The 20,485-nt window shown below is 66.9% G+C and carries 14 protein-coding genes; 3 read left to right on the top strand and 11 right to left on the bottom strand.

Going from position 1 to position 20,485, the window contains the following annotated elements:
- Nucleotide 1 precedes the first annotated feature (1 nt).
- The 7 genes from K2X73_RS14330 to K2X73_RS14300 are packed head-to-tail and all read right to left on the bottom strand — an operon-like array spanning nt 2 to nt 12,243.
- A complete protein-coding gene (locus K2X73_RS14330; protein ID WP_294111934.1) occupies nt 2-1,477 on the bottom strand; it encodes a tryptophan halogenase family protein in 1,476 nt (491 codons plus the stop codon).
- A complete protein-coding gene (locus tag K2X73_RS14325; RefSeq protein ID WP_294111932.1) occupies nt 1,477-2,391 on the bottom strand; it encodes an alpha/beta hydrolase-fold protein in 915 nt (304 codons plus the stop codon). The genes K2X73_RS14330 and K2X73_RS14325 overlap by 1 nt, the downstream gene beginning before the upstream one ends.
- The gene (locus K2X73_RS14320) at nt 2,388-4,394 is read right to left on the bottom strand and encodes a glycoside hydrolase family 97 protein (RefSeq protein WP_294112086.1); all 2,007 of its coding nucleotides are present in this window, start codon (nt 4,392-4,394) and stop codon (nt 2,388-2,390) included. Before K2X73_RS14320 ends, K2X73_RS14325 begins: the two co-directional genes overlap by 4 nt.
- A gap of 53 nt (nt 4,395-4,447) precedes the next feature.
- Nucleotides 4,448-6,067: an alpha-amylase family glycosyl hydrolase gene (locus K2X73_RS14315; RefSeq protein ID WP_294111930.1), complete on the bottom strand. Its 1,620-nt coding sequence runs from the start codon at nt 6,065-6,067 to the stop codon at nt 4,448-4,450.
- On the bottom strand, nt 6,064-7,851 hold the full coding sequence (locus K2X73_RS14310; protein WP_294111928.1) for an alpha-amylase family glycosyl hydrolase: 1,788 nt from the start codon (nt 7,849-7,851) through the stop codon (nt 6,064-6,066). The genes K2X73_RS14315 and K2X73_RS14310 overlap by 4 nt, the downstream gene beginning before the upstream one ends.
- On the bottom strand, nt 7,848-9,365 hold the full coding sequence (locus K2X73_RS14305) for a tryptophan halogenase family protein (protein WP_294111927.1): 1,518 nt from the start codon (nt 9,363-9,365) through the stop codon (nt 7,848-7,850). Before K2X73_RS14305 ends, K2X73_RS14310 begins: the two co-directional genes overlap by 4 nt.
- 58 nt (nt 9,366-9,423) lie before the next feature.
- Complete coding sequence (locus K2X73_RS14300; protein ID WP_294111926.1) at nt 9,424-12,243, bottom strand: TonB-dependent receptor; 2,820 nt, start codon at nt 12,241-12,243, stop codon at nt 9,424-9,426.
- Nucleotides 12,244-12,461: 218 nt separating this feature from the next.
- On the opposite strand from K2X73_RS14300, the gene K2X73_RS14295 reads away from it, so the two are divergent.
- Both K2X73_RS14295 and K2X73_RS14290 read left to right on the top strand, forming a co-directional pair.
- On the top strand, nt 12,462-13,508 hold the full coding sequence (locus K2X73_RS14295) for a LacI family DNA-binding transcriptional regulator (RefSeq protein WP_294111925.1): 1,047 nt from the start codon (nt 12,462-12,464) through the stop codon (nt 13,506-13,508).
- A gap of 69 nt (nt 13,509-13,577) precedes the next feature.
- A complete protein-coding gene (locus K2X73_RS14290) occupies nt 13,578-15,131 on the top strand; it encodes an MFS transporter (protein WP_294111924.1) in 1,554 nt (517 codons plus the stop codon).
- Between the two features lie 308 nt (nt 15,132-15,439).
- Here the strand turns inward: K2X73_RS14290 and gpmA are convergent, their stop codons facing one another.
- A complete protein-coding gene (gpmA, locus tag K2X73_RS14285; protein ID WP_294111923.1) occupies nt 15,440-16,126 on the bottom strand; it encodes a 2,3-diphosphoglycerate-dependent phosphoglycerate mutase in 687 nt (228 codons plus the stop codon).
- Between the two features lie 19 nt (nt 16,127-16,145).
- Nucleotides 16,146-18,092: a potassium transporter Kup gene (locus tag K2X73_RS14280; RefSeq protein WP_294111922.1), complete on the bottom strand. Its 1,947-nt coding sequence runs from the start codon at nt 18,090-18,092 to the stop codon at nt 16,146-16,148.
- 116 nt (nt 18,093-18,208) lie between these two features.
- On the opposite strand from K2X73_RS14280, the gene pdeM reads away from it, so the two are divergent.
- The gene (gene pdeM, locus K2X73_RS14275; protein WP_294111921.1) at nt 18,209-18,871 is read left to right on the top strand and encodes a ligase-associated DNA damage response endonuclease PdeM; all 663 of its coding nucleotides are present in this window, start codon (nt 18,209-18,211) and stop codon (nt 18,869-18,871) included.
- A gap of 109 nt (nt 18,872-18,980) precedes the next feature.
- Here pdeM and K2X73_RS14270 read toward each other — a convergent pair whose 3' ends face one another.
- Nucleotides 18,981-19,904 (bottom strand): AraC family transcriptional regulator, encoded by a 924-nt coding sequence (locus K2X73_RS14270; RefSeq protein ID WP_294111919.1) that lies wholly within the window; start codon nt 19,902-19,904, stop codon nt 18,981-18,983.
- A 163-nt stretch (nt 19,905-20,067) separates the two neighbouring features.
- Nucleotides 20,068-20,485: GcrA family cell cycle regulator (locus K2X73_RS14265; protein WP_294111917.1), on the bottom strand; the 418-nt coding region annotated here is incomplete at its 5' end.

Raw genomic sequence — 20,485 nt, 5'->3', positions numbered from 1 at the left:
ATTATCTCTCCAAAGCGGCAAGTTGTTCGTGGTGCGGCGCGAAGTGGCGCGCGCTTTTCGCGAGCATGGCGTCAATCCGCGCCATGTCAAAGCCCTGGCCGCGCGGCTCGGTACGGTCCGGGAACACGCCATAGCCGGCGAGCAGGCAATGCCAGCTGACCGCCGAATAATAGCCCTCGATCCCCAGCCGCGCGACTTCGGCGACGAGGTCGCCGCCCGAATACCATATGTGCAGCACCCGCCGCAGCGTATCGGACAGCGCCTGGTTGGCGGCGTTGTCGCGCCAATAATCGCTGTCGGCGCGGCGATTCACCCGGTAGTGGCAGACGATATAGTCGCGAATGCCTTCATAGCGGGCATTGATGCGGGCATTGAAATCGTCGCGGTGCTTGGGCGTGAAACCGCCCGCTTCATACGCCGCGATAAAGCCCTCGACCGTCGCCTGGACGATGTGCAACGCGGTCGCCTCCAGCGGTTCGATGAACCCCTGCGACAGCCCGACCGTCAGGCAATTGGCGGTCCAGCTATTCTCGACGCGGCCGACCTTCATCTTCAGGTGGCGTGCCGGGGGATCGTGCGGCCCCAGCCCAAGATGCGCGCGCAGTTCGGCCTCGGCCGCCGCCGCGTCGATGTAGCGCGACGAATAGACATAGCCATTGCCGGTGCGGTTGGTGAGCGGGATCGCCCAGCACCAGCCGGCAGAAAGCGCGGTCGCGCGCGTCTGCGGGGCGATCGCCTGCCCGGCGCGGGGCGTGGGCATCACCACCGCGCTATCGTTGAACAGATTGTCGGCGAAGGGGCGGAACTTCACCCCCAGCGCTTCCTGCGCGATCACCGAGCGGAAGCCGCTCGAGTCGACGAACAGATCGGCCTCGATCGCCTGTCCATGCTCGGTGACGAGCGCGGCCACCTGCCCTTCGGCGCTCACCCGCACCTCGGTCACCTTCAGCGGCAGATGCGCGACCCCGCGCGCGACGGCATGATCGCGCAGCACCGCGCCGACCAGATAAGCGTCGAAATGGTAACCGTAGGTCACCTCGAACGGAAAATCCTCGGCCGGATGCGGGCCGCGCGCTTCGGCGGCGAGCCGCGCGGGCAGATAGAAGCGATCAGGGTGCGCCACGAAATCCACGCCACCCCGCCGCGCCGCGCAGTGGCTGAAAAAGGCGTCGTTGGTGTGGAGATCAAGGTCACTGGGAAAGGGATGGAAATAGCTTTCGCACCCCGAGCGCTCGGACCAGCCGTGAAAGGCGATGCCGGTCTTATAAGTCGCGTTCGCGCGCGGCATCCAATCGCGCTCGGCGAGTCCGATACGATCGAAAAACGCCTTGAGCTGCGGGGTCGAGCCCTCGCCGACCCCGATGATGCCGATTTCGGGGCTTTCGATCACGCTAACGCGCGCCTGCGGCCAGGCGGTGGCGAAGAGATTGGCCGCCATCCACCCCGCCGTCCCGCCGCCCAGCACGACAATGCGCATCAGGCCGGCGCCTTCAGCAGCCACGCGAAAATCTCCGGCAGGCGATCCGCCCAGCTATTCTCTTCATGCGCGGTGCCAGGATAGACCTTGGTCTCGAAGTCATCCCCCGGGCGCCAGCCGATAGCGATCAGCCGGGTATCAGCGCGGCTTTGCCACGGGCCGTAATATTGATCGAGCGTCTGGTCGCCATGATCGAACCAGATACGCCGGCCGTTGGGCGCGCCGAGCTTGTCGGTAAGGAACTTGTCCCACACGTCGCCGAGTCCTGGCGTCTCCGCAGCGATGTGATCGGGCGCGACCAGCGGCCAATGCGTCGAAACGCACGCCGCCGCGCCGAACACGTTCGGATAGCGCGCGATCGCCGCGAGCGAGATCAGCCCGCCCATGCTCGATCCCGCGACCATCGTGTTGGGTGCGTCCTTCAGCGTTCGATAACGCCGGTCGATCAGCGGCTTTAGCTCGCTCACCAGGAAGCGCAGATAGCCGTCCGAATAGACCGGTCGCCCCGCGAAGCGATCCGCCTCGGCGCGCAGATTGGCGGGCAGCGCCGCATAGATGTCCTGCGGGAAATATTGCGCGGCGCGCGCCTTTTGGTGCCACACGCCGACGATGATCGCACCTTTGGCCTCGCCATCGCCGATCAGCTTGAGCATCGCCTTATCGGCGGCCCAGACCTTGTTGTAACCGGACAGCTTGGGGAAGAAGAGGTTCTGCCCGTCGTGCATGTAGATCACGGGATAGCGCGCCTTGCCCTTGGCATAGCCAGGGGGCAGCCAGATCGTGACATGCGCCGGTTCGGGCAGGTTCTTCGAGACCAGACGCGGCAGCTCGACGAACTGTCCCCGCGCCGGGGCCGCAAGCGCCGAGGACGCCCCCAGCAAGAGCGCCAGCAGCAGGACGAGCGCCCGCGTCACTTCTTCCCCTGCGCGACGAAGCGGATCGCCTGCCCGCCCCCGGGCGCGAGCTTCAGCGACAGGCGATCGGCGCTCGTCACCCGACGCTGCTCGATCACGATCGAATGGCGCTTCTCGGTCTCGTAGGTCGCGTCATCGCCATCGCGGTAGATTTGCGCGAGATAGGTTTTGCCGGGGGTCAGGAAATCGAGCGCCACGTCGAGCGTGCGCGCCTGCTCGTCGGTAATCGCGCCGAGATACCAATTCTCCCCGCCGCGCTCCTTGCGCACGATAGTCGTGAAATCGCCCGGCTCGCCATTGAGCATCCGGGTTTCTTCCCAGTCGGTCGGCACGTCCTTGATGAATTGGAAAGCACCCATGTGCTTGGCATAGTTTTCGGGCGTATCCGCCGCCATCACCACCGGCGCGTAGAGCACGACGTAGAGCGCCAACTGCTTGGCCTCGGTCGAGAGGATGGGGCTATCCCCCTGGCCCGTCAGGCTCAGCACGCCGGGGGTGAAGTCCATCGGCCCTTCGAGCATCCGGGTGAAGACAAGATTCGCCTCATGCTCGGGCGGGTTCTTGGCGCCCCAGGCGTTATACTCCATCCCGCGCGACCCCTCGCGCCCCACCCAATTGGGATAGGTGCGCTGGAGGCCGGTGCCCTTGATCGGCTCATGGCTGTCGATCGCGACATGATATTTGGCGGCCGCCTGCAGCACGCGGAGGTGGTGATTGCTCATCCACTGGCTCTCATGCCACTCGCGCAGCTTCGTGCCATCGGGATCGACGCGCTCGATCTGGGCGGCATCGGTGACATAGCCGGTCTTGACCACCATCTCACCATGATCGGCGGCGAATTTGAACGCGGCGTCGAACTGGCTTTCATAATGGCTCGCGGCGCCGCCCGTCTCATGATGGCCGATCAGCCGCACGCCCTTGGCCTTGCCATAAGCGGCGAGCGCGTCGGCGTCGAAATCCTCGGTCGGCTGGGCGAAGTTCATGTCGTTGCCATTGCCGAACCAGTCGCCGTCCCACCCGACATTCCAGCCTTCGACCAGCACGTTGGGAATTTTGTTGGCGGCGGCGAAGTCGATATAATGCTTTACATTGGCGGTGGTGGCGCCGTGCTTGGGTCCGCGCGCCCAGGTCCAATCGCCCTTGATCATGTTCCACCAGACGCCGGCGAACTTGCCGGGCTTGAACCAGCTCATGTCGCCGAGCTTGTTGGGCTCGTTCAGATTGAGCATCAGGTGGCTCATATAGATGCCCGGCGCATCGTCCGAGAGGATCAGCGTGCGCCAGGGGGTACTCCACGCGCCGGTCTTGGTCACCTTGGCACGCCCCGCACCGGGAGTGAGCGCGGCGCGCAGCGTATTGCCCTCGGTCCGCGCGACCGCCATGCCCGAATAATCGACGAGCGCCGCCTCATGCAGCGCGGCATAGCTGCCATCGGCGAACTTGATCGTGACGGGCGTATCGGCGGTGCCCACCGCGGAAAGAGCTGTCTTGTTGTAGAGATATTCCTCGCGGTTCCAGAGGAAGGCCGGCTTCCACCAGGCGGTGCCGTCTTGCGCGAAGGCGAACTCGGTCAGCTCGTCGGCGATATTCGCCGCCTTCAGGTTCGGCTGATCGGGAAATTCGTAACGGAAGCCGACACCGTCATCATACAGCCGGAACGTCACGTCCATCACCCGGGCGAGCGCAGTAGTCTCGCGGAAATGGACCTTCAGCTCGCGGTAATTGTTGCGGATGCGGCGCCATTCGCCCCAGGGCTGCTCCCACGTCTCGTCGAAGTCGCGCGTTTCGGCCGAAACGAAGCCCAGCGAGCGCTCGATCTTGCGCGCATCGGTCAACAGAAAGCCGAGCCGCGACGGCGCGACGATCGGCGTGCCCCGCCGGGTGATGGTGTAGCTCACGCGGCCATCGCCATCGAGGAACAGCGCGACCTTAATTACCCCGCCCGGCGAGCTCGCCTCGGCGACCGGCTTGTCCTGCGCGGCGGCCGGGGTCGCGGCGAGCATCGCGGCGATCAAAGTGGCAGGCGTGACGAGTTTCTTCAGCATTCTCTGTCCTTTCACCGCGCCACCGCGACATAGCCCGCATGGGCGCCAAGCCGTTCGAGCCCCGCCCCGTTGACCGCCTCTAGCAACGTCCACGCCCCTTCAGGCCGCCAGTCGATCGGCTCGTCGCCCAGATTGAAGACGCACAGCAGGCGTTCGCCCGGCACGGCGCGTTCGAAGGCGAGCAGCGCGCCCTGCGCCGCGATCACGCGCATCTCGCCCAGCAACAGCGCATCGCTCGATTGACGCAGCGTGACCAACCGGCGGGTGAGGTGAAGCATCGATCCGGGATCGGCCGCCTGCGCCGCCACCGACAGCTTCGGATGGTCCGCGCCCAGCGGCAGCCAGGGCTTGCTGCACGAGAAGCCCGCATAGGGCGCCGCATTCGTCCAGGGGAGCGGCGTGCGCGCGCCGTCGCGGCCCAGCGTCAACGGCCAGTTCGCGATCGCCTCGGGATCCTGGAGATCGTCATAGCCGATGTCGACCTGCGTCAGGCCGAGTTCGTCACCCTGATAGATGAACACGTCGCCGCGCAAACAGAGCAGCAGCAGCATTGCCAGCCGCGCATAGGCCGGGCGATCCTCGGGCGCGGCCCAGCGCGAGATCGCGCGGGGCGCGTCGTGATTGGAAAACGCCCAGCTCGGCCAGCCGATGCCGGGCCGATCGGGCCAGCGCTCCACCGTCTCGCGCACCAGCGCCGGGGTGAGCCGTGGGGCGTAAAGGAAATCGAAGCTGTAGGCCGAGTTGAAATGGCGATCGTCGGCGGTGAACGCCTTCATCTCGCGATCGCTGTCCGCCCCGCCGACCTCCGCGACCGAGAAGGTCGCGCCATAGCTGTCGAGCAACTCGCGCAATCGGCGGATGAAATCGGGAATATTCTCGTGGCTTTGGTTGTACTTGTGCAGCTGAAAATCGAACGGCCGGGTGCGCGGGCTGTTCGACGGCGGCGCGGGCGGGTTGTCGCGCAGCAGCGGATCGTGCATCGCGAAGTTGATCGCGTCGACGCGAAACCCGTCGACCCCGCGATCGAGCCAGAAGCGCGCCACGTCGAGCAGGGCCAGCTGCACCGCCTCGCTATGGCAATTGAGCTGCGGCTGGCTGCTCAGGAAATTGTGCATGTAATATTGGCCGCGCCGCGCGTCCCAGGTCCAGGCGGGGCCACCAAACACCGATTGCCAGTTGTTGGGCGGCCCGCCGTCGGGCTTGGCGTCGGCCCACACGTACCAATCGGCCTTCGCGTTGCCCCGGCTCGATCGGCTCTCGCCGAACCAGGCGTGCGCGTCCGAGGTATGGGCATAAACCTGGTCGATGATGACCTTCAGCCCCAGCGCATGGGCGCGTTCGACCAGCGCGTCGAAATCGGCGAGCGTGCCGAAGATCGGGTCGACCCCGCGATAATCGGACACGTCATAGCCGAAGTCCTTCATCGGCGAGGGGAAGAAGGGCGACAGCCACACCGCGTCCACGCCAAGCGAGGCGACATGATCGAGCCGCGCGGTGATACCGGGCAGATCGCCGATCCCGTCGCCGTTGGAATCGGCGAAGCTGCGCGGATAAATCTGGTAGATCGTCGCCCCCTGCCACCAGGGGCGCGCGATGCGGGGCGCGACACGGTGGGGCATCAACTGGTTCATTTGGTCTCCGCGACGCAGATCACATAATCGAGCGGGGCGAGGGTGACGCGCACGCTGCCAGGCGCGCCGGGCGCGGCGCACCGTCCGTGGAGCGCGCCGAAGCTGGTGATCGCGGGATCGATCGCGACCGCCGCCTCCACCGGGCTTTGCGAGGTGTTGAAGGCGAGGAACAGCGTCTCCCCACTCGCCGGATCGCGCCGGGTGACGGCGAACAGCCCGGGCGTCTTGCTGTCGGCGTTCACCACCGTCTGCCCCCGGCGGAGCGCCGGATGCGCCTTTCGCAGCTTGGTGAGCGCGGCGATCTCGGTGAAAAGCGGGTGGCTGGTGTCAAAACGCGGCGTCGCGGTGGTCGCGTCGGTGCCAAGCAGGCGGTTGTCGTTATAGCTCGCGACCTGGCTGCCGAACATATCCTCGCGCGCGTCCTGATCGCCGCCGTCGCCGTTGAAGCCCTGCTCATCGCCATAATAGAGCACCGGCGTGCCGCGCAGCGTGAGCAGCAGCGCATGGCCCAGCCGCACGCGCGCGAGCAGTTCGGCGTCGCTCATGTCGCGGCGGCGTTGTCGCAGCAGCGTCGCGAAACGACCATTGTCGTGATTGCCGAGGAAGGTGGGCAGCGACAGCGCCGCCTGCGGACCACCCTGGTAAAGCGCGTCGTCGGCGAACAGCCGGGTGAGGCTGTCGGTGCCCTTTTCGGCGCTGAGCGCGCCCACCATCGTCCAGGTGAAAGCGAAGTCGAGCGGCTGATAGCGATCGGTCGCGTTGTAGCGGGCGAGCGTCGCGGTATCCGGATCGCCGACCATAACTTCCGCGAAAATATGGAAATTTGGAATACCCCGCGCCTTGGCGCGCGCCTTCATCGCTTCCACGAAGGGCGGCCAGAACTCGCGGTTTACGTGCTTCGAGGTGTCGATGCGGAAGCCGTCGATGCCGTAGCGGTCGATCCAGGCGCCATAGGCTTCGATGAAGCCCTTCACCACTTCGGGCCGTTCGGTCGCGACATCATCGAGCCCAACAAAGTCACCGTAGGTAGAACTTTCGCCCTCGAAAGTCGAATTGCCGCGATTATGGTAATTGCGAATGTCGTTCAGCCATTCGGGCGCCTTGGCGTGCTCGTCGCCCTTGGCGAGATAGGGCGTGTAGGCAAAGCTCATGTCGTTGAGTTTGCTGAAGTTCTCCGGCGTTTGAACCGCGTCGCCGGCGAAGCCCGGGTTGATCGCCGCGCCGTCAACACCGCCGCGCCGCTGGTACGGATAGTCGGCGATACTGCGATAAGCGCAGCCGCTGCACTCCCGATACTGGATCACATCGGCGGTGTGATTGATGACGATATCGAAATACACTTTCATCCCACGCGCATGTGCCGCGTCCACCAACGCTTTATACTCGGCATCGGTGCCCAGATGCGGGTCGACATGGGTGAAATCGGTGATCCAATAGCCGTGATAACCCGCTGATTCCTGGCCCAAACCGCCCTGGACGGGCTTGTTCTTGAGCACCGGGGTCAGCCAGATCGCGGTCGCGCCCAGCGCCTGGATATAATCGAGCCGGCGGATCACGCCCTTCAGATCGCCGCCGTGGAAAAAGCCTTTGCTCGCAGGATCATAGCCGGTCTTGATCCGGTCACCCGACAGGCCGCCGCGATCGTTCGACGGATCGGCGTTGTCGAAGCGATCGGGCAGCAGGAAATAGACGATTTCGTCTTCGGGCGGGCGCGCACGATAGTCCTGTGCGCACGCCGGGGCAGCGCCGAGCAACGCCGCGACAAGCAGGAGCAGTCTCATCATGCTGCAATCGTCTCCTGGGGCAATGCGGGGCAATGCCGGGCAATGAAATCGGCGTGCGATGGCAACGCGGCGGCGACGCGCTCGGCATGGGTGCGCGCGTCGTTCAGGAACCGGGCGAGATCGGCCGCCGGCAACCCATCGGCGAGCGGCGAATAGCCCGCCGGCATCACCCCCTGCCCGATCAGCACCTGCAGCCAGCCGAGTTCGGTGAACAACTCCTCATGCTCGCGCGTGATCCGGCCGTTGGCGCGGAACAGGGCGAGCTTGTGGGCGAGGCTGTCGGGAATGCTCATCTCCCGGCAATCGGCCCAGAAGGGTTCGGGGCGGCCGTTGGCGTGGTAATGGAGGATGAGGAAATCGCGGATCGCGCGCCATTCGAAATCGGATTGGCGGTTGAATTCGGCGATGTCGGCCGGGTCGAAGCCGGCGCGCGGGAAGAGCTGCAGCAGCCGGGCGATGCCGGCCTGGATCAGATGTATGCTGGTCGATTCGAGCGGCTCCATGAAGCCCGCCGCCAGCCCCAAGGCGACGCAGTTCTTTACCCACATCGCGCGGCGCTTGCCGGTGGTGAAGCGCAAGGGGCGCGGCTCGGCGAGCGGGGCGCCGTCGAGCCCGTCGAGCAGGATCGCCGCCGCCTGATCGTCGCTCAGATGCGCGCTCGAATAGACGATGCCGTTGCCGGTGCGGTGCTGGAGCGGGATGCGCCACTGCCAGCCCGCCGCGCGCGCCGTCGCGCGGGTGAAGGGGGTGAGCGGCTCGACCCGCGCGCAGGGCACCGCGAGCGCGCGGTCGCAGGGCAGCCAGTGGGTCCAATCCTCATAGCCCGCGTGGAGCGCCTGCTCGATCACCAGCCCGCGAAAGCCCGAGCAATCGATGAACAGCTCGCCACCCACCGCGCGGCCATCGTCGAGCGTCACCCCGGCGACGAAGCCATCGTCGCGCAGGCGAACCGCGCCGATCCGACCCTCGATCCGCACCACGCCCGCGGCTTCGGCATGGCGGCGCAGGAACGCGGCGTAGAGCCCCGCGTCGAAGTGGAAGGCATAGTCATAGCCCGCCGCCGGCTGACCCGGGCGATCGGCGGGCGGCTGGAAGGCGTTGCGCGCCGCGGCCCGCGCGCCGGCGCTATAGTCCCACAGGCCACTCGTGCCGCCCTCGGCGCGGTGGCGGAGCCAGTAATGATGGAAGGGCAGCAGCCCCAGCGGCCAGCCGACCGCGCCGAACGCGTGGATATAACGCTGGTCGGGCGCGCCCCAGCCGACGAACTCGATGCCGAGCTTGAAACTCGCCTGGGTCTGGCGGACGAAATCGGGCTCGGCGATGCCAAGCCCCTGGTTGAACAGCTTGATTTGCGGGATCGTCGCTTCGCCGACGCCGACGGTGCCGATCGCCTCGGACTCGATCAGGGTGACACGCGCCTGGCGCCCGAGGAAGCGCGCCAGCGCCGCCGCCGCCATCCAGCCCGCCGTGCCGCCGCCGATGATCACGATCTCGCGGAGGGGCGCCTCGGGCATGGCTTACTCGCTTGCACAAAAAAAGCCCGCCCGGACGATGCCGGGCGGGCGGGGTCGATCAGTAGCGCCAGGTGAAGCCGGCCAGGAAGCGGCGGCCATAGGTCTGGTAATCGATCACGTTGAACGGCAGCCCGGCATCCTGGGTACGCAGCGGGGTGTCCGCCAGGTTCTGGCCCTGGATGTAGAAGGACAGGCCCTTCAGGAAACCGTCGTTGAAATCATAGCCGATCTGCGCGTCGTAGATCGTCTCGCCGAGCACGCGGCGGCGGGTACGGTTCGCGCCGAAGCCCGACAGTTCGCCGACGAAGCTCGAACGATAGCGGATGCTGCCGCGAGCGTTAAAGCCCCACTTCTCGAAGAACACCGAACCGTTGCCGACCACCTTCGAGAAGCCCGGCAGGTCTTCCGCCGGCGCGCCAGGCGTCGGGCGGATGCTGGTTTCGGTGTACGATCCGCCGCCGGTGATGCCGAAGCCCGACAGACCCGACCAGATCACGTCGAACGGCAGCGTGCCCGCGAGTTCGACGCCATAGATGTTGCCGCCCTGGCCGTTGATCGGCGCGTTGACGAAACCCTGGAAGATCGGGGTGAAGGGCAGGTTCTGCGGCACCGGGAAGCCGGTGAAATCGAACGGGATATCGGCGTTGTAGATGTAGCTCTTCAGGTCCTTGTAGAAACCCTGAACCGCGACATAGCCCTTGGTGCCGAAGTATTTTTCAACCGTCACATCGACGGCGTTGGCACGCCACGGACGCAGATTGGGGTTGCCCGAACCGCCCGACACGACCCGCGAGTTGTTATCGACGCCGAACGACAAGGTCGCGCGGAGATCGTCAAGACGCGGACGGATGATTTCACGCGCGGCGCCAACGCGGAACACCCAGTCGCTCGGCAGGCGCAGCGACAGGTTGATGCTCGGCAGGAAGTCGACATAGTCGCTGCTCGCGTTGCGGAAACGCGCGCCGATGTTCGGCGAACCATTGGCGTTGGTGCCGAGGAAAATCGCCGTCGCGCCGGTCGAATTCTGATCGGTGACGATCAGCTGGCCGCCGATATTGCCGGTCAGCGTGCCGATGCCAAGCTGCGACTTGATGTTCGCCTGGATATAGCCGGTCAGCAGCTTTTCCTGGACGTTGAACGCCTTGACGACGACGTCGCCATAGGGGTTCGGCACGCGGGTATAGATGCCGGCGTTGAGCAGCTGCAGCGGATCATAGCTGATCACCGGACCCAGCCCGAACTGCAGGTTGCTGGTGCCCTGGCGGAACTGCGCGGGCACCTGGATGCTCGTCAGCCCGTTGGTGTTGGCGGTGAGGCCGAGGAAGGATTCATCCGGGCGCAGATTCTTGCTGCGATCGGTATAGTTCAGGCCGACGACAACGCTGCTGATGAAGTTGGTGTTGACTTCCTTGGCGACCTCGACCCGGTACTGGCCCAGCTGATCCTTGATGATGCGGTTGTTATAGTAACCGTCCTGACCGCCCAGGATCTGCTGGCCGGTGACCGCGATCTGGTTGCCACCCCAGCCCTGCGGGCTGGTGAGCAGGATGGTGTTGTAATCACCATAGTTCAGCGTCGGGCGGAAAGTGGTGCCGGTGGTGGTGCTGGTGAAGCCGATCGTGTCGGTCGCGCCATTGCCCAGGCCACGGCCGGTGCCCGAATAGGTTTCCAGCACCAGCTCGTTGCGATCGGTGCGCGAATAGCTGATGTCGAGGGTGGCGGTCCAGCCGTCCTTGCCCTCATATTTCAGGTTGTAGCCGAAGGCGTAGAGGTTGGCGCGGCGCTGGAACGGATCGTTGCGGACGACGCCCTTCACGTTCGAGAAGGTGCCACCGGTGATCACGCCACCCTGGGTGGTGCCCACCTGGAGCCGCACATCATTGGGGCCGGTGCCGATGGCAAAGCCCAGCGGCAGTTCGACGCCGCGCTTGATCTGCAGTTCCTTGAAGTCCGAATAGAAGCCGTCGATCGTCGCGGTCAGTTCGGGGATCGGGCGCCACTGCACCGTGCCCTGAAGACCGAAGCGCTCGAGCGTGCCCGAAGTGTTGTACGACTTGGAGCCGCCGATCACGCTGCCCTGCGGCCGCCCGGCATAGCCCCAGGCGTTGAATTCGCGGTTCTGATAGGGCTCGTTGTTATAGGCCGCCGACAGCACCACGCCGAGCGTGTTGTCGAAGAACTGGTCGACATAGGCGCCGTTGACGCGGTAGCCGAATTCGTTGGTGCCGGTGTTGAGCTTGCCATTGTCGACATAGGTGCCGCGCGCGCCGACCGCGATGATGCGCTTGCCGCTTTCCAGCGGGCGGATGGTGCGCAGGTCGACCGTGCCCGACAGACCCTGGCCGACGATGTTCGCCTGCGGGGTCTTGTAGACCAGCACCTGGTTGATGATTTCCGACGGATATTGATCGAACTCGACCGCGCGGTTGTCCCCGGTCGAGGTCTGCTCGCGGCCGTTGAGCAAGGTGGTCGAGAAGTCGGGTGCGAGACCGCGGATCGAGATCGAGGCGGCGCGGCCCGAGATGCGCTGCGAGGTGACACCCGGCAGGCGGGCGATCGATTCACCGATCGAGGCGTCGGGCAAGCGGCCAATGTCTTCCGCCGAAACCGATTCGATGATCTGATCGCGGTTCTTCTTCGCGCCGATCGCGGTTTGCAGCGCGTTGCGATAGCCCATGACGATCACGTCGCCGCTGGTGTCTTCCGCGTCCGCGCGCTTTTCCTGCGCGCCATCGACCCCCTGCGGCGCCGCGGCGGCCGCGCCGGCGGCGGCGGCATTGGTCTGCGCGTAGGCCGCCCCACCACCGAGCAGCGCGATGCCGAGAGCCACGCTGCTGGCGCCGAGCGTCAGGCCGCGGCGACGAGTGATACCGATCATCAACCCCTCCCAAAGTCCCGCCCGCGGCTGTCGCCGGTGGTCGGGAAAACAAACCAGGGCACCCTGTGCGCCCACCCCTTTTCTAGGGCTGCAATTCTCCGCCTTTGCCCGTGGCTTGTGAATAGCCGCACATACGTATTCACAACGGCGCTTTTGTTGCGCAGCAAGGCGCGCTAGGATGGCGGCGAAACGGGTGAAGGCGGATGTTGCGTAACGAGATGGCGGGCCAAAGCGCGCGCGAGGCGAAGGAGCGGCCGACGTCGTTCGACATCGCCCAGCTCGCCGGCGTCTCGCAGCCCACGGTCAGCCGCGCGCTTTCGGGCAATCCCTCGGTCAGCGAGGCGACGCGCAAGCGGATCGAGGCGATCGCCCGCCAGCTCAACTACAAGGTCGACAAGAACGCCTCCTCGCTGCGCCGCCGTGAATCCAAGACGCTGGCGCTGCTGTTCTTCGAGGACCCGACCCCCGATCAATCGCTGATCAACCCGTTCTTCCTGTCGATGCTCGGCTCGCTGACGCGGACTTGCGCGCTCAGGGGCTATGATCTGCTCACCTCCTTCCAGCAATTGTCGAGCGACTGGCACGTCGATTACGAGGACAGCCGCCGCGCCGATGGCATCATCCTGCTCGGCTATGGCGATTTCGAGGAATATCGCGTCAGGCTCGATCAATTGATCGCGCAGGGCACGCATTTCGTGCGCTGGGGTTCGGCCCAGCCGGGGGCGCCGGGCACGGTGATCGGCTGCGACAATATCGGCAGCGGCGCGGCGGCGGCCGAGCATCTGATCGCGCTCGGCCGGCGCCGGATCGGCTTTATCGGCCAGGCGAACAATCATTATCCCGAATTCTTCGATCGCTATCGCGGCGCGTGCGAGGCGCAGCGCGCCGCCGGGCTCGAACCCAATCCGGTGCTGCAGGTCGACGCGCTCAACACCCAGGCGGCGGGGTATGAGGCGGTGCAGGAGCTGGTGCGCCGGCAGGTCGATCTCGACGCGCTGTTCTGCGCGAGCGACACGATCGCGATCGGCGCGCTCGCGGCGCTTCAGGAGCTGGGGCTGACGGTGCCGGGCGATGTCGCGGTGATCGGGTTCGACGATATTCCCGCCGCCAGCCTCACCCACCCCCCGCTCACCACGGTCGCGCAGAATTATCTGCTCGCGGGGGAAACCTTGGTCGACACGCTGCTGCGCCTGATCCGGGGCGATGCGGTCGCGAGCGTGACGCTGCCGGGCAAGCTGATCGTGCGGCGCTCGACAACGGGCTAGGTCCACACGCGCAAAAACCGATTGCGCGCCCCCGCCGCCACTGTCACTTTCCCGGCGGGGAGAGTGAGCGTGAGAGACATCGCCAACAGCCGGCCGCGCCAATCGGCCTGGGGCCTGTGGAACATCAGCTTCGGCTTCTTCGGCATCCAGATCGGCTTCGCGCTGCAAAACGCGAATATGAGCCGCATCTTCCAAACGCTGGGCAGCAGCGCCGAAAGCCTGCCGGGGCTATGGGTCGCGGCGCCGCTCACCGGGCTGCTGATCCAGCCGATCATCGGCCATTATTCGGACCGCACCTGGCTCGGGCGCCTCGGGCGGCGGCGGCCCTATTTCCTGAGCGGCGCGGTGCTCGCCACGCTCGCCTTGCTGGTGATGCCGCTCGCGCCGCTGGTCGGCCCGGCGCTGGTGCCGGCGAGCCTCGCGCTGGGGCAGGCGCTGTTCTTCTCGGCGCTGATGCTGTGGCTGCTCGACGGCGCGCTCAACGTGTCGATGGAGCCGTTCCGGGCGTTCATCGGCGACATGCTGCCCAAGGAGCAGCACGCGGCGGGCTATGCGGTGCAGACCGCGTTCATCGGCGCGGGCGCGGTGGTCGGCTCGATCTTTCCGAAACTGCTCGAAAGCTGGGGCGTCGCCAATCATGCGGCACCCGGCGTGGTGCCCGACACGGTGCGCTATGCCTTCTGGTTCGGCGGCGCGGCGCTGTTCGTGGCGGTGCTATGGACAGTGCTGACGACCCGCGAATACAGCCCCGAGGAGCTGCGCCGCTATGGCACGGGCAGCGGCGAGGAAAGCGGCGAGACGGTGCGGCTGCTCGCCGAGCGCTCGCCTTCGCGCAGCCTCGCCTGGGTCGCGCTGGGCAGTGGCGTGGTGGCGCTCGTGAAGGGCTATGCCTTGCAGCGCGAAATGTACCTGCTCGGCGCGCTGCTGATCGCCTATGGCATCGCCAGCATCATCGCGATCAGCGGCGCGCGCGCGGGCCGGCCGCCGCGGCTGCTCGGCCATATCGTCGGCGATTTCTCGGGAATGCCGCCGGTGATGAAGCGGCTCGCGCTCGTCCAGTTCTTCAGCTGGTCGGCGCTGTTCATCATGTGGATCTACACGACCCCGGTGGTCGCGGCGCGGGTGTTCGGCGCGGCGGACCCCGCGAGCCCGGCCTTCCAGGCGGCGGGCAATTGGGTCGATGTGCTGTTCGCGACCTATAACGGCGTCGCCGCGCTCGTCGCGCTCACCCTGCTGCCCTGGCTCGCCCGGCGGATCGGCGCCGCGCGCACCCATGTGCTCGCCCTGCTGTGCGGCGCGGCGGGCTATGCGAGCTTCTTTCTGCTCACCGACCAATATCAGCTGATCGGCGCCGAAATCGGCATCGGCATCGCCTGGGCGTCGATCCTGGCGATGCCCTACGCGATCCTGGCGTCATCGCTGCCGCAGGCGAAGCTCGGGGTTTACATGGGGCTGTTCAATGTCTTCATCGTCGTGCCGCAGCTGATCGTCTCGACGGTGATGGGATCGGTGATGGCCGCCTTCTTCCCCGGCGAACCGCTCTACACCATGGCGTTCGCCGCGGTGGTGATGGCGCTCGCCGCGCTCGCGATGCTGCGGGTGGAAGCGCCGCGCGCGGGCTGAGCGCGCATAGGCTGTTTGAGCGATCGATCAACGCGATTGCACAAGAATTCCTCCCCCCATCAGGGGAGGAGCGGCCCGGCGTATTTCGCGGTGATTTCATGCCCGGCGCTTCAACAAGCTCGGCACGAGCGGCGTGTCTCGAGCAAACCCTAGACTGACTTGTCGTCAAGGCGGCTCATAAGCCCCTCCCCTTTAAGGGAGGGGTTGGGGTGGGGGACATCTAAGAGGCGGCATCGCATAGCTACGCCCCCACCCCCTACCCCTCCCCTAAAGGGGAGGGGCTTGAGCCTGGTCGGTTACCAGCCGCTCTACCGATCGCGCAGATAATAGCGGTCCTGTGCCTTCAGCTCGGCGTCGAGCTGATAGACGATCGGCTGGCCGGTCGGGATCTCCAGGCTGGTGATCTCCTCGTCCGAAATGCCCGACAGATGCTTCACCAGCGCGCGCAGCGAATTGCCGTGCGCCGAGATCAGCACCCGCTCGCCCGCCCGCAGCGCAGGGGCGATCCGCGCCTCCCAATAGGGCAGCACCCGCGCGATCGTGTCCTTCAGGCTCTCGGTCGCGGGCACGGCGATGCCCGCATAGCGGCGATCGGCGGCGAGATCATAGGGCGAGCCAGCTTCCATCGGCGGCGGCGGCACGTCGAAGCTGCGCCGCCAGATCTTCACCTGGGCGTCGCCGTGCCTGGCGGCGGTCTCGGCCTTGTCGAGCCCGGTCAGGCCACCATAATGCCGCTCGTTCAGCCGCCAGTGCTTCTCGACCGGCAGCCACAGCCGGCCCATCGCCTCCAGCGCCAGGTTGAGCGTCTTGATCGCGCGCGTCTGGAGCGAGGTGAAGCAGCGGTCGAAATCGACGCCCTTGGCCGCGAGCAGTTCACCCGCCGCGCGCGCCTCGGCGATGCCCTGCTCGGTCAGGTCGACGTCCCACCAGCCGGTGAAGCGGTTCTCCAGGTTCCAGGCGGACTGGCCGTGGCGGATCAGAACGAGTTGCGGCATTCGGGTCTCCGGTTGAAGCTCACACCGTCACCTGCTCGCCCAGCTCGAGCACCTTGCCCGGCGGGATGCGCAGGAAATCGGTCGGGTCGCTGGCGTTCCGCTGCAGGAACATGAAGATGCGGTCCTGCCACAGCGGCATCCCCTCCTCGGCGGAGGCCTTCAGCGTGTTGCGGCCGATGAAATAGCTGGTGCGCCCCGCCGGCACGCCGGGCACCCCCGGCGCGAGCTCGGCGCGGCCGAGATCGTGCGGCACGTCGGGGCTTTCCATGAAGCCATAGTTCAGCACGACGCTGGTGAAGTTATCGTCCAGCCGCTGCACCTTATAGCGTTCCTCGGGCTCGACCACGGGGCGATCGAGCGTGCGCACGCTGACGATCAGGTTGCGCTGGTGGAGCACCTTGTTGTGCTTCAGATTGTGGAGCAGCGCGCCGGGGGTGTTCGCCGGATTGGCGGTGAGGAACACGGCCGTCCCCTCCACGCGCTCGGGCGGACGCTTGGCGAGCGCGGCGGCGAGATCGGCGAGCGGGATCGCCTGGCGCGCCTCGAACGTGCCGACGATGCCGCGCCCGCGCATCCAGGTGTTGATCATCAGCCCGATCGCGCCGGCGATCACCAGCGGCACCCAGCCGCCCTCGATCACGCGCAGGATATTGGCGCCGAAGAACACGCAGTCGAGCGCGAGGAACGGCACGATCAGCGCCAGCGCCGCCGACCGCCCCCAGCCCCAATGATGGCGCACGACGATGTAGGCGAGGCACGAGGTGACGACCATCGTCCCGGTGACGGCGATGCCATAGGCCGCCGCCATCGCCGAGCTGTTGCGGAACGCGGCGACCAGCACCAGGATGCCGACCAGCAACAGCCAGTTGATCGACGGCAGATAAATCTGCCCCGAATGTTCGGCCGAGGTCTGGCGGATGCGCAGCCGCGGGAACAGGCCGAGCTGGATCGCCTGTTGCGTCAACGAATAGGCGCCGGTGATCACCGCCTGGCTCGCGATCACCGTCGCGAGCGCCGCCAGGATGATGATCGGCAGCCGGATCGACGGCGGGATCATCAGGAAGAACCAGTCCTGATTGGCGAAGGGCTGGCCGCTCGCCTGCGCCGCCTCGAGCGCCGCCAGCGCGAAGGCGCCCTGCCCCAGATAATTACAGGCGAGCGCCGGCAGCACCAGCGCGAACCAGCCGAGCTGGATCGGGGCGCGGCCGAAATGGCCCATATCGGCGGTCAGCGCCTCGGCGCCGGTCACGGTCAGGAACACCGCGCCCAGCACGAACAGCCCGGTGACGCCGTGATCGATCAGGAACAGCACGCCATAATGCGGCGAGACGACACGCAGGATCGCGGGCTCGTCGAACACATGGATCAGCCCCATCGCCGCGAGCACCAGGAACCACAAGGCGCAGACCGGGCCGAACAGCTTGGCGACGCGCTCGGTGCCGCGCGACTGGATCAGGAACAGCCCGACCAGGATACCCATGGTCAGCCCGATGATCAGCTCCTCGGGGAACAGCCCCTCCGCGCCGGGGATCGTCTTCAACCCCTCGACCGCCGACAGCACCGAGAGCGCGGGGGTGATGATCGCGTCGCCATAGAATAGCGAGGCGCCGGTCGCCCCCAGCACCAGCGCGACGCGCGAGCGCTGGCCGGTCGCCGCGCCCAAGGCGCGCCGGGCGAGCGCGGTGAGCGCGAGCACCCCGCCCTCGCCCTGATTGTCGGCGCGGGTCAGGAACAGCACATATTTGCAGGTGACGACGAGGATCAGCGCCCACAGCGCGAGGCTGAGCACGCCCAGGATCTCGTCGGCGCTGATCCCGTCGGCGGCGCTCTGCGCCAGTGCCTCGCGAAACGCATAAAGCGGGCTGGTGCCGATATCGCCGAACACCACCCCGATCGCCGCGAGCGTGAGCGGCAGCGTCGCCCATTGCAGGCGATCGGCTCCTGCGGGCCTGAGCGGGCTGGTCATCGACGCTGCCTCATAAGTGGGGCGCGCTTTACGCCGATCGCGGTGCGGCGCAACATTTTTCGCGTGGGCGCCGGGCGCTCTTGCCAGGGGCCGGGCGGGGGCGGCATAGCGGGGACATGGTTCGCTTTTCGTTCGCCGGGGAAGAGTTCGCCGCGTGCCGCGAGGGCGCGCTGTGGTGGCCGGCGCGGCGCGCGTTGCTGGTCGCCGATCTGCACTTCGAGAAAGCGAGCTGGTTCGCCGCGCGCGGCCAGTTCCTGCCGCCTTATGACAGTCTGGCGACGCTCGCCGCGCTGGAGGCGCTGGTCCGCCGGATGGAAGCTGCCGAAATCTGGTGCCTGGGGGACAGTTTCCACGATTCGGCGGGCGGCGGGCGGCTGTGCGACGCGGCGCGGGCGCGGCTCGACACGATGATGGCGGCGTCGCGCTGGACCTGGATCACGGGCAACCACGATCCCGCGCCGTGCCCCAGCCTGGGCGGCGTCCGCGCGGCGGAAGCGGTCCTCGGCGGCATCGTCCTGCGCCACGCGGCGGAAGCGGGCGAAGCGCGGCCCGAAATCTCAGGCCATTATCATCCGAAATTGCGGCTGACGCTGCGCGGGCGCTCGGTCGCGCGGCGCTGCTTCGTGGCGGGCGCGCGCAAGCTGCTGCTGCCGGCGTTCGGCGCGCTGACCGGCGGGCTCGACGCCGACCATCCCGAGATCATCCGCGCGGTGGGCGTGGGCGCCGAAGCGCTGGTGCCGCTCGACGACCGGCTGCTCCGCTTCGCGCTCGCCGCGTGACGACGCGCTAGAGCCGTTTCCGATGCGATTGCACCGGATCGTCGCTCTAGCTTTCTCCTTCATCGCGATTTCCGAGCCGGCAGGTGATTCCACCTGCCTCGAAATCGCGCTAGCCGCCCTGCACGAGCCGGCGATAGCGGCCCGGCGACAGGCCGGTCTCGCGGGTGAAGGCGGCGGTGAAATGCGCCTGGTTGGCGAAGCCGCAGCGCAGCGCGACCTCCGCGATCGGTATCGCGCCCTCTCCCAGCAATCGATTGGCGAGCGCGATGCGGCGGCGGCGGAGGAATTGATAGGGCGTGTCCCCGGTCGCCGCCTTGAACATTCGCGCGAAATGATAGACCGAAAGCCCGGCGACGCCGGCGAGATCGTCCAGGCAGATCGCCTCGGCAATGCGCGATTCGATGTAATCGGTCACCCGCTCCAACTTGGCGCGGGTAAGCGTGATGCGGTCGCGCGCCTCGTCCTCCCGGCCGACGAAGGTCGCCACCAACGTCTCCGAGATCGCGCCCACCAGCCCTTCGACCAGCAGCGACGAGCCGAAGCCGGGGCTGCGCAATTCCTGCTCGATCAGCCCCATCAGCCACGCGACCCGGCGATCGCGCTCGCCCAGGATCGGCCGCAGTCCGGCGCCGGGGCGACCGTCGCGCGCGCCCTGCAGGATGCCGGGGCGGACATAGAGTTGCAGCGCCTGGCTGTCGGCCGGAAACTCAAGATGCGTGTCCAGCCCGTCGGGGATGAACGCGATCATCTCGCGATGCTGCCAGCCCCGGTTGGTGCGGCCCCCCGCCCGGATTTCGAGCCAGCCCTCGCCGCCGCGATTGACCAGCAGCGCGTCCCAGCGCTCGCTATCGACCTGCGAGGTGGCGACCACCGTGCCGGGGGTGGCGACGCCGAGATGGCGAATCGCGCGCACATGGGGCAGCGGCGATTCGAGCAGCCGCACCTGCGGTGGCGCCGACCAGCCGATACGATCATACATCGCATCGCCGCTTGCCGCGCTGAACGCGGGGTTCGGGCCGGCCGTGCTCGACAAATTATCGCTCGTTTCCGCGCATCATCGTGGTCGCCGCCGATGATAATAGAGCGCGGATATGGAAACTATCACGCTATTGCCGTTCTCGCGTGGCAATTTGCAACCAAAGCGCAAGTTTCTGAAAAAAAATTGGCACCCCCGGCGTGATCGGCGCCCGGCGCGATCACCGAACGCGCGGGCCTCCGAACGGCAAGGGCGGCGGCGGACGACGATCGCGGCGCGGCAGCTGCGCCTGATAGGCGTGGCCACAATGCTCGACGCAATAGGGGAAGCCGGGGTTCACCTTGTCGCTGCAGAAATGGAAGTCGGGCTCGCCGGGATGGCCGATCGGCCATTTGCAGATGCGGTCGTTCAGATCGAGCAGGCTCGTCTTGCCGGCGATCTCCGGGCTCGGCTTGGCGGGCACCAGCCGGCGCGGCGGCGCGGGCGGGATCGGCGCCTGCTGCTCGCCCGGCGCCTGGCGGACGAACCCGCCCGGGCCGACCGAACGCAGCACGGGCTCGCGCGGTTCGCGCGGTTCCTCGGGCGCCGGCGCATCGGGCGCGGCGGCGCGGACTGGCTCGGCGGGGCGCGGCGCGGGC

The organism is Sphingomonas sp. (assembly GCF_019746665.1).
GTDB lineage: Bacteria > Pseudomonadota > Alphaproteobacteria > Sphingomonadales > Sphingomonadaceae > Sphingomonas.
The sequence above is the reverse complement of the archived record's forward strand: the minus strand, read 5'-3'. Positions and strand labels throughout refer to the sequence as shown.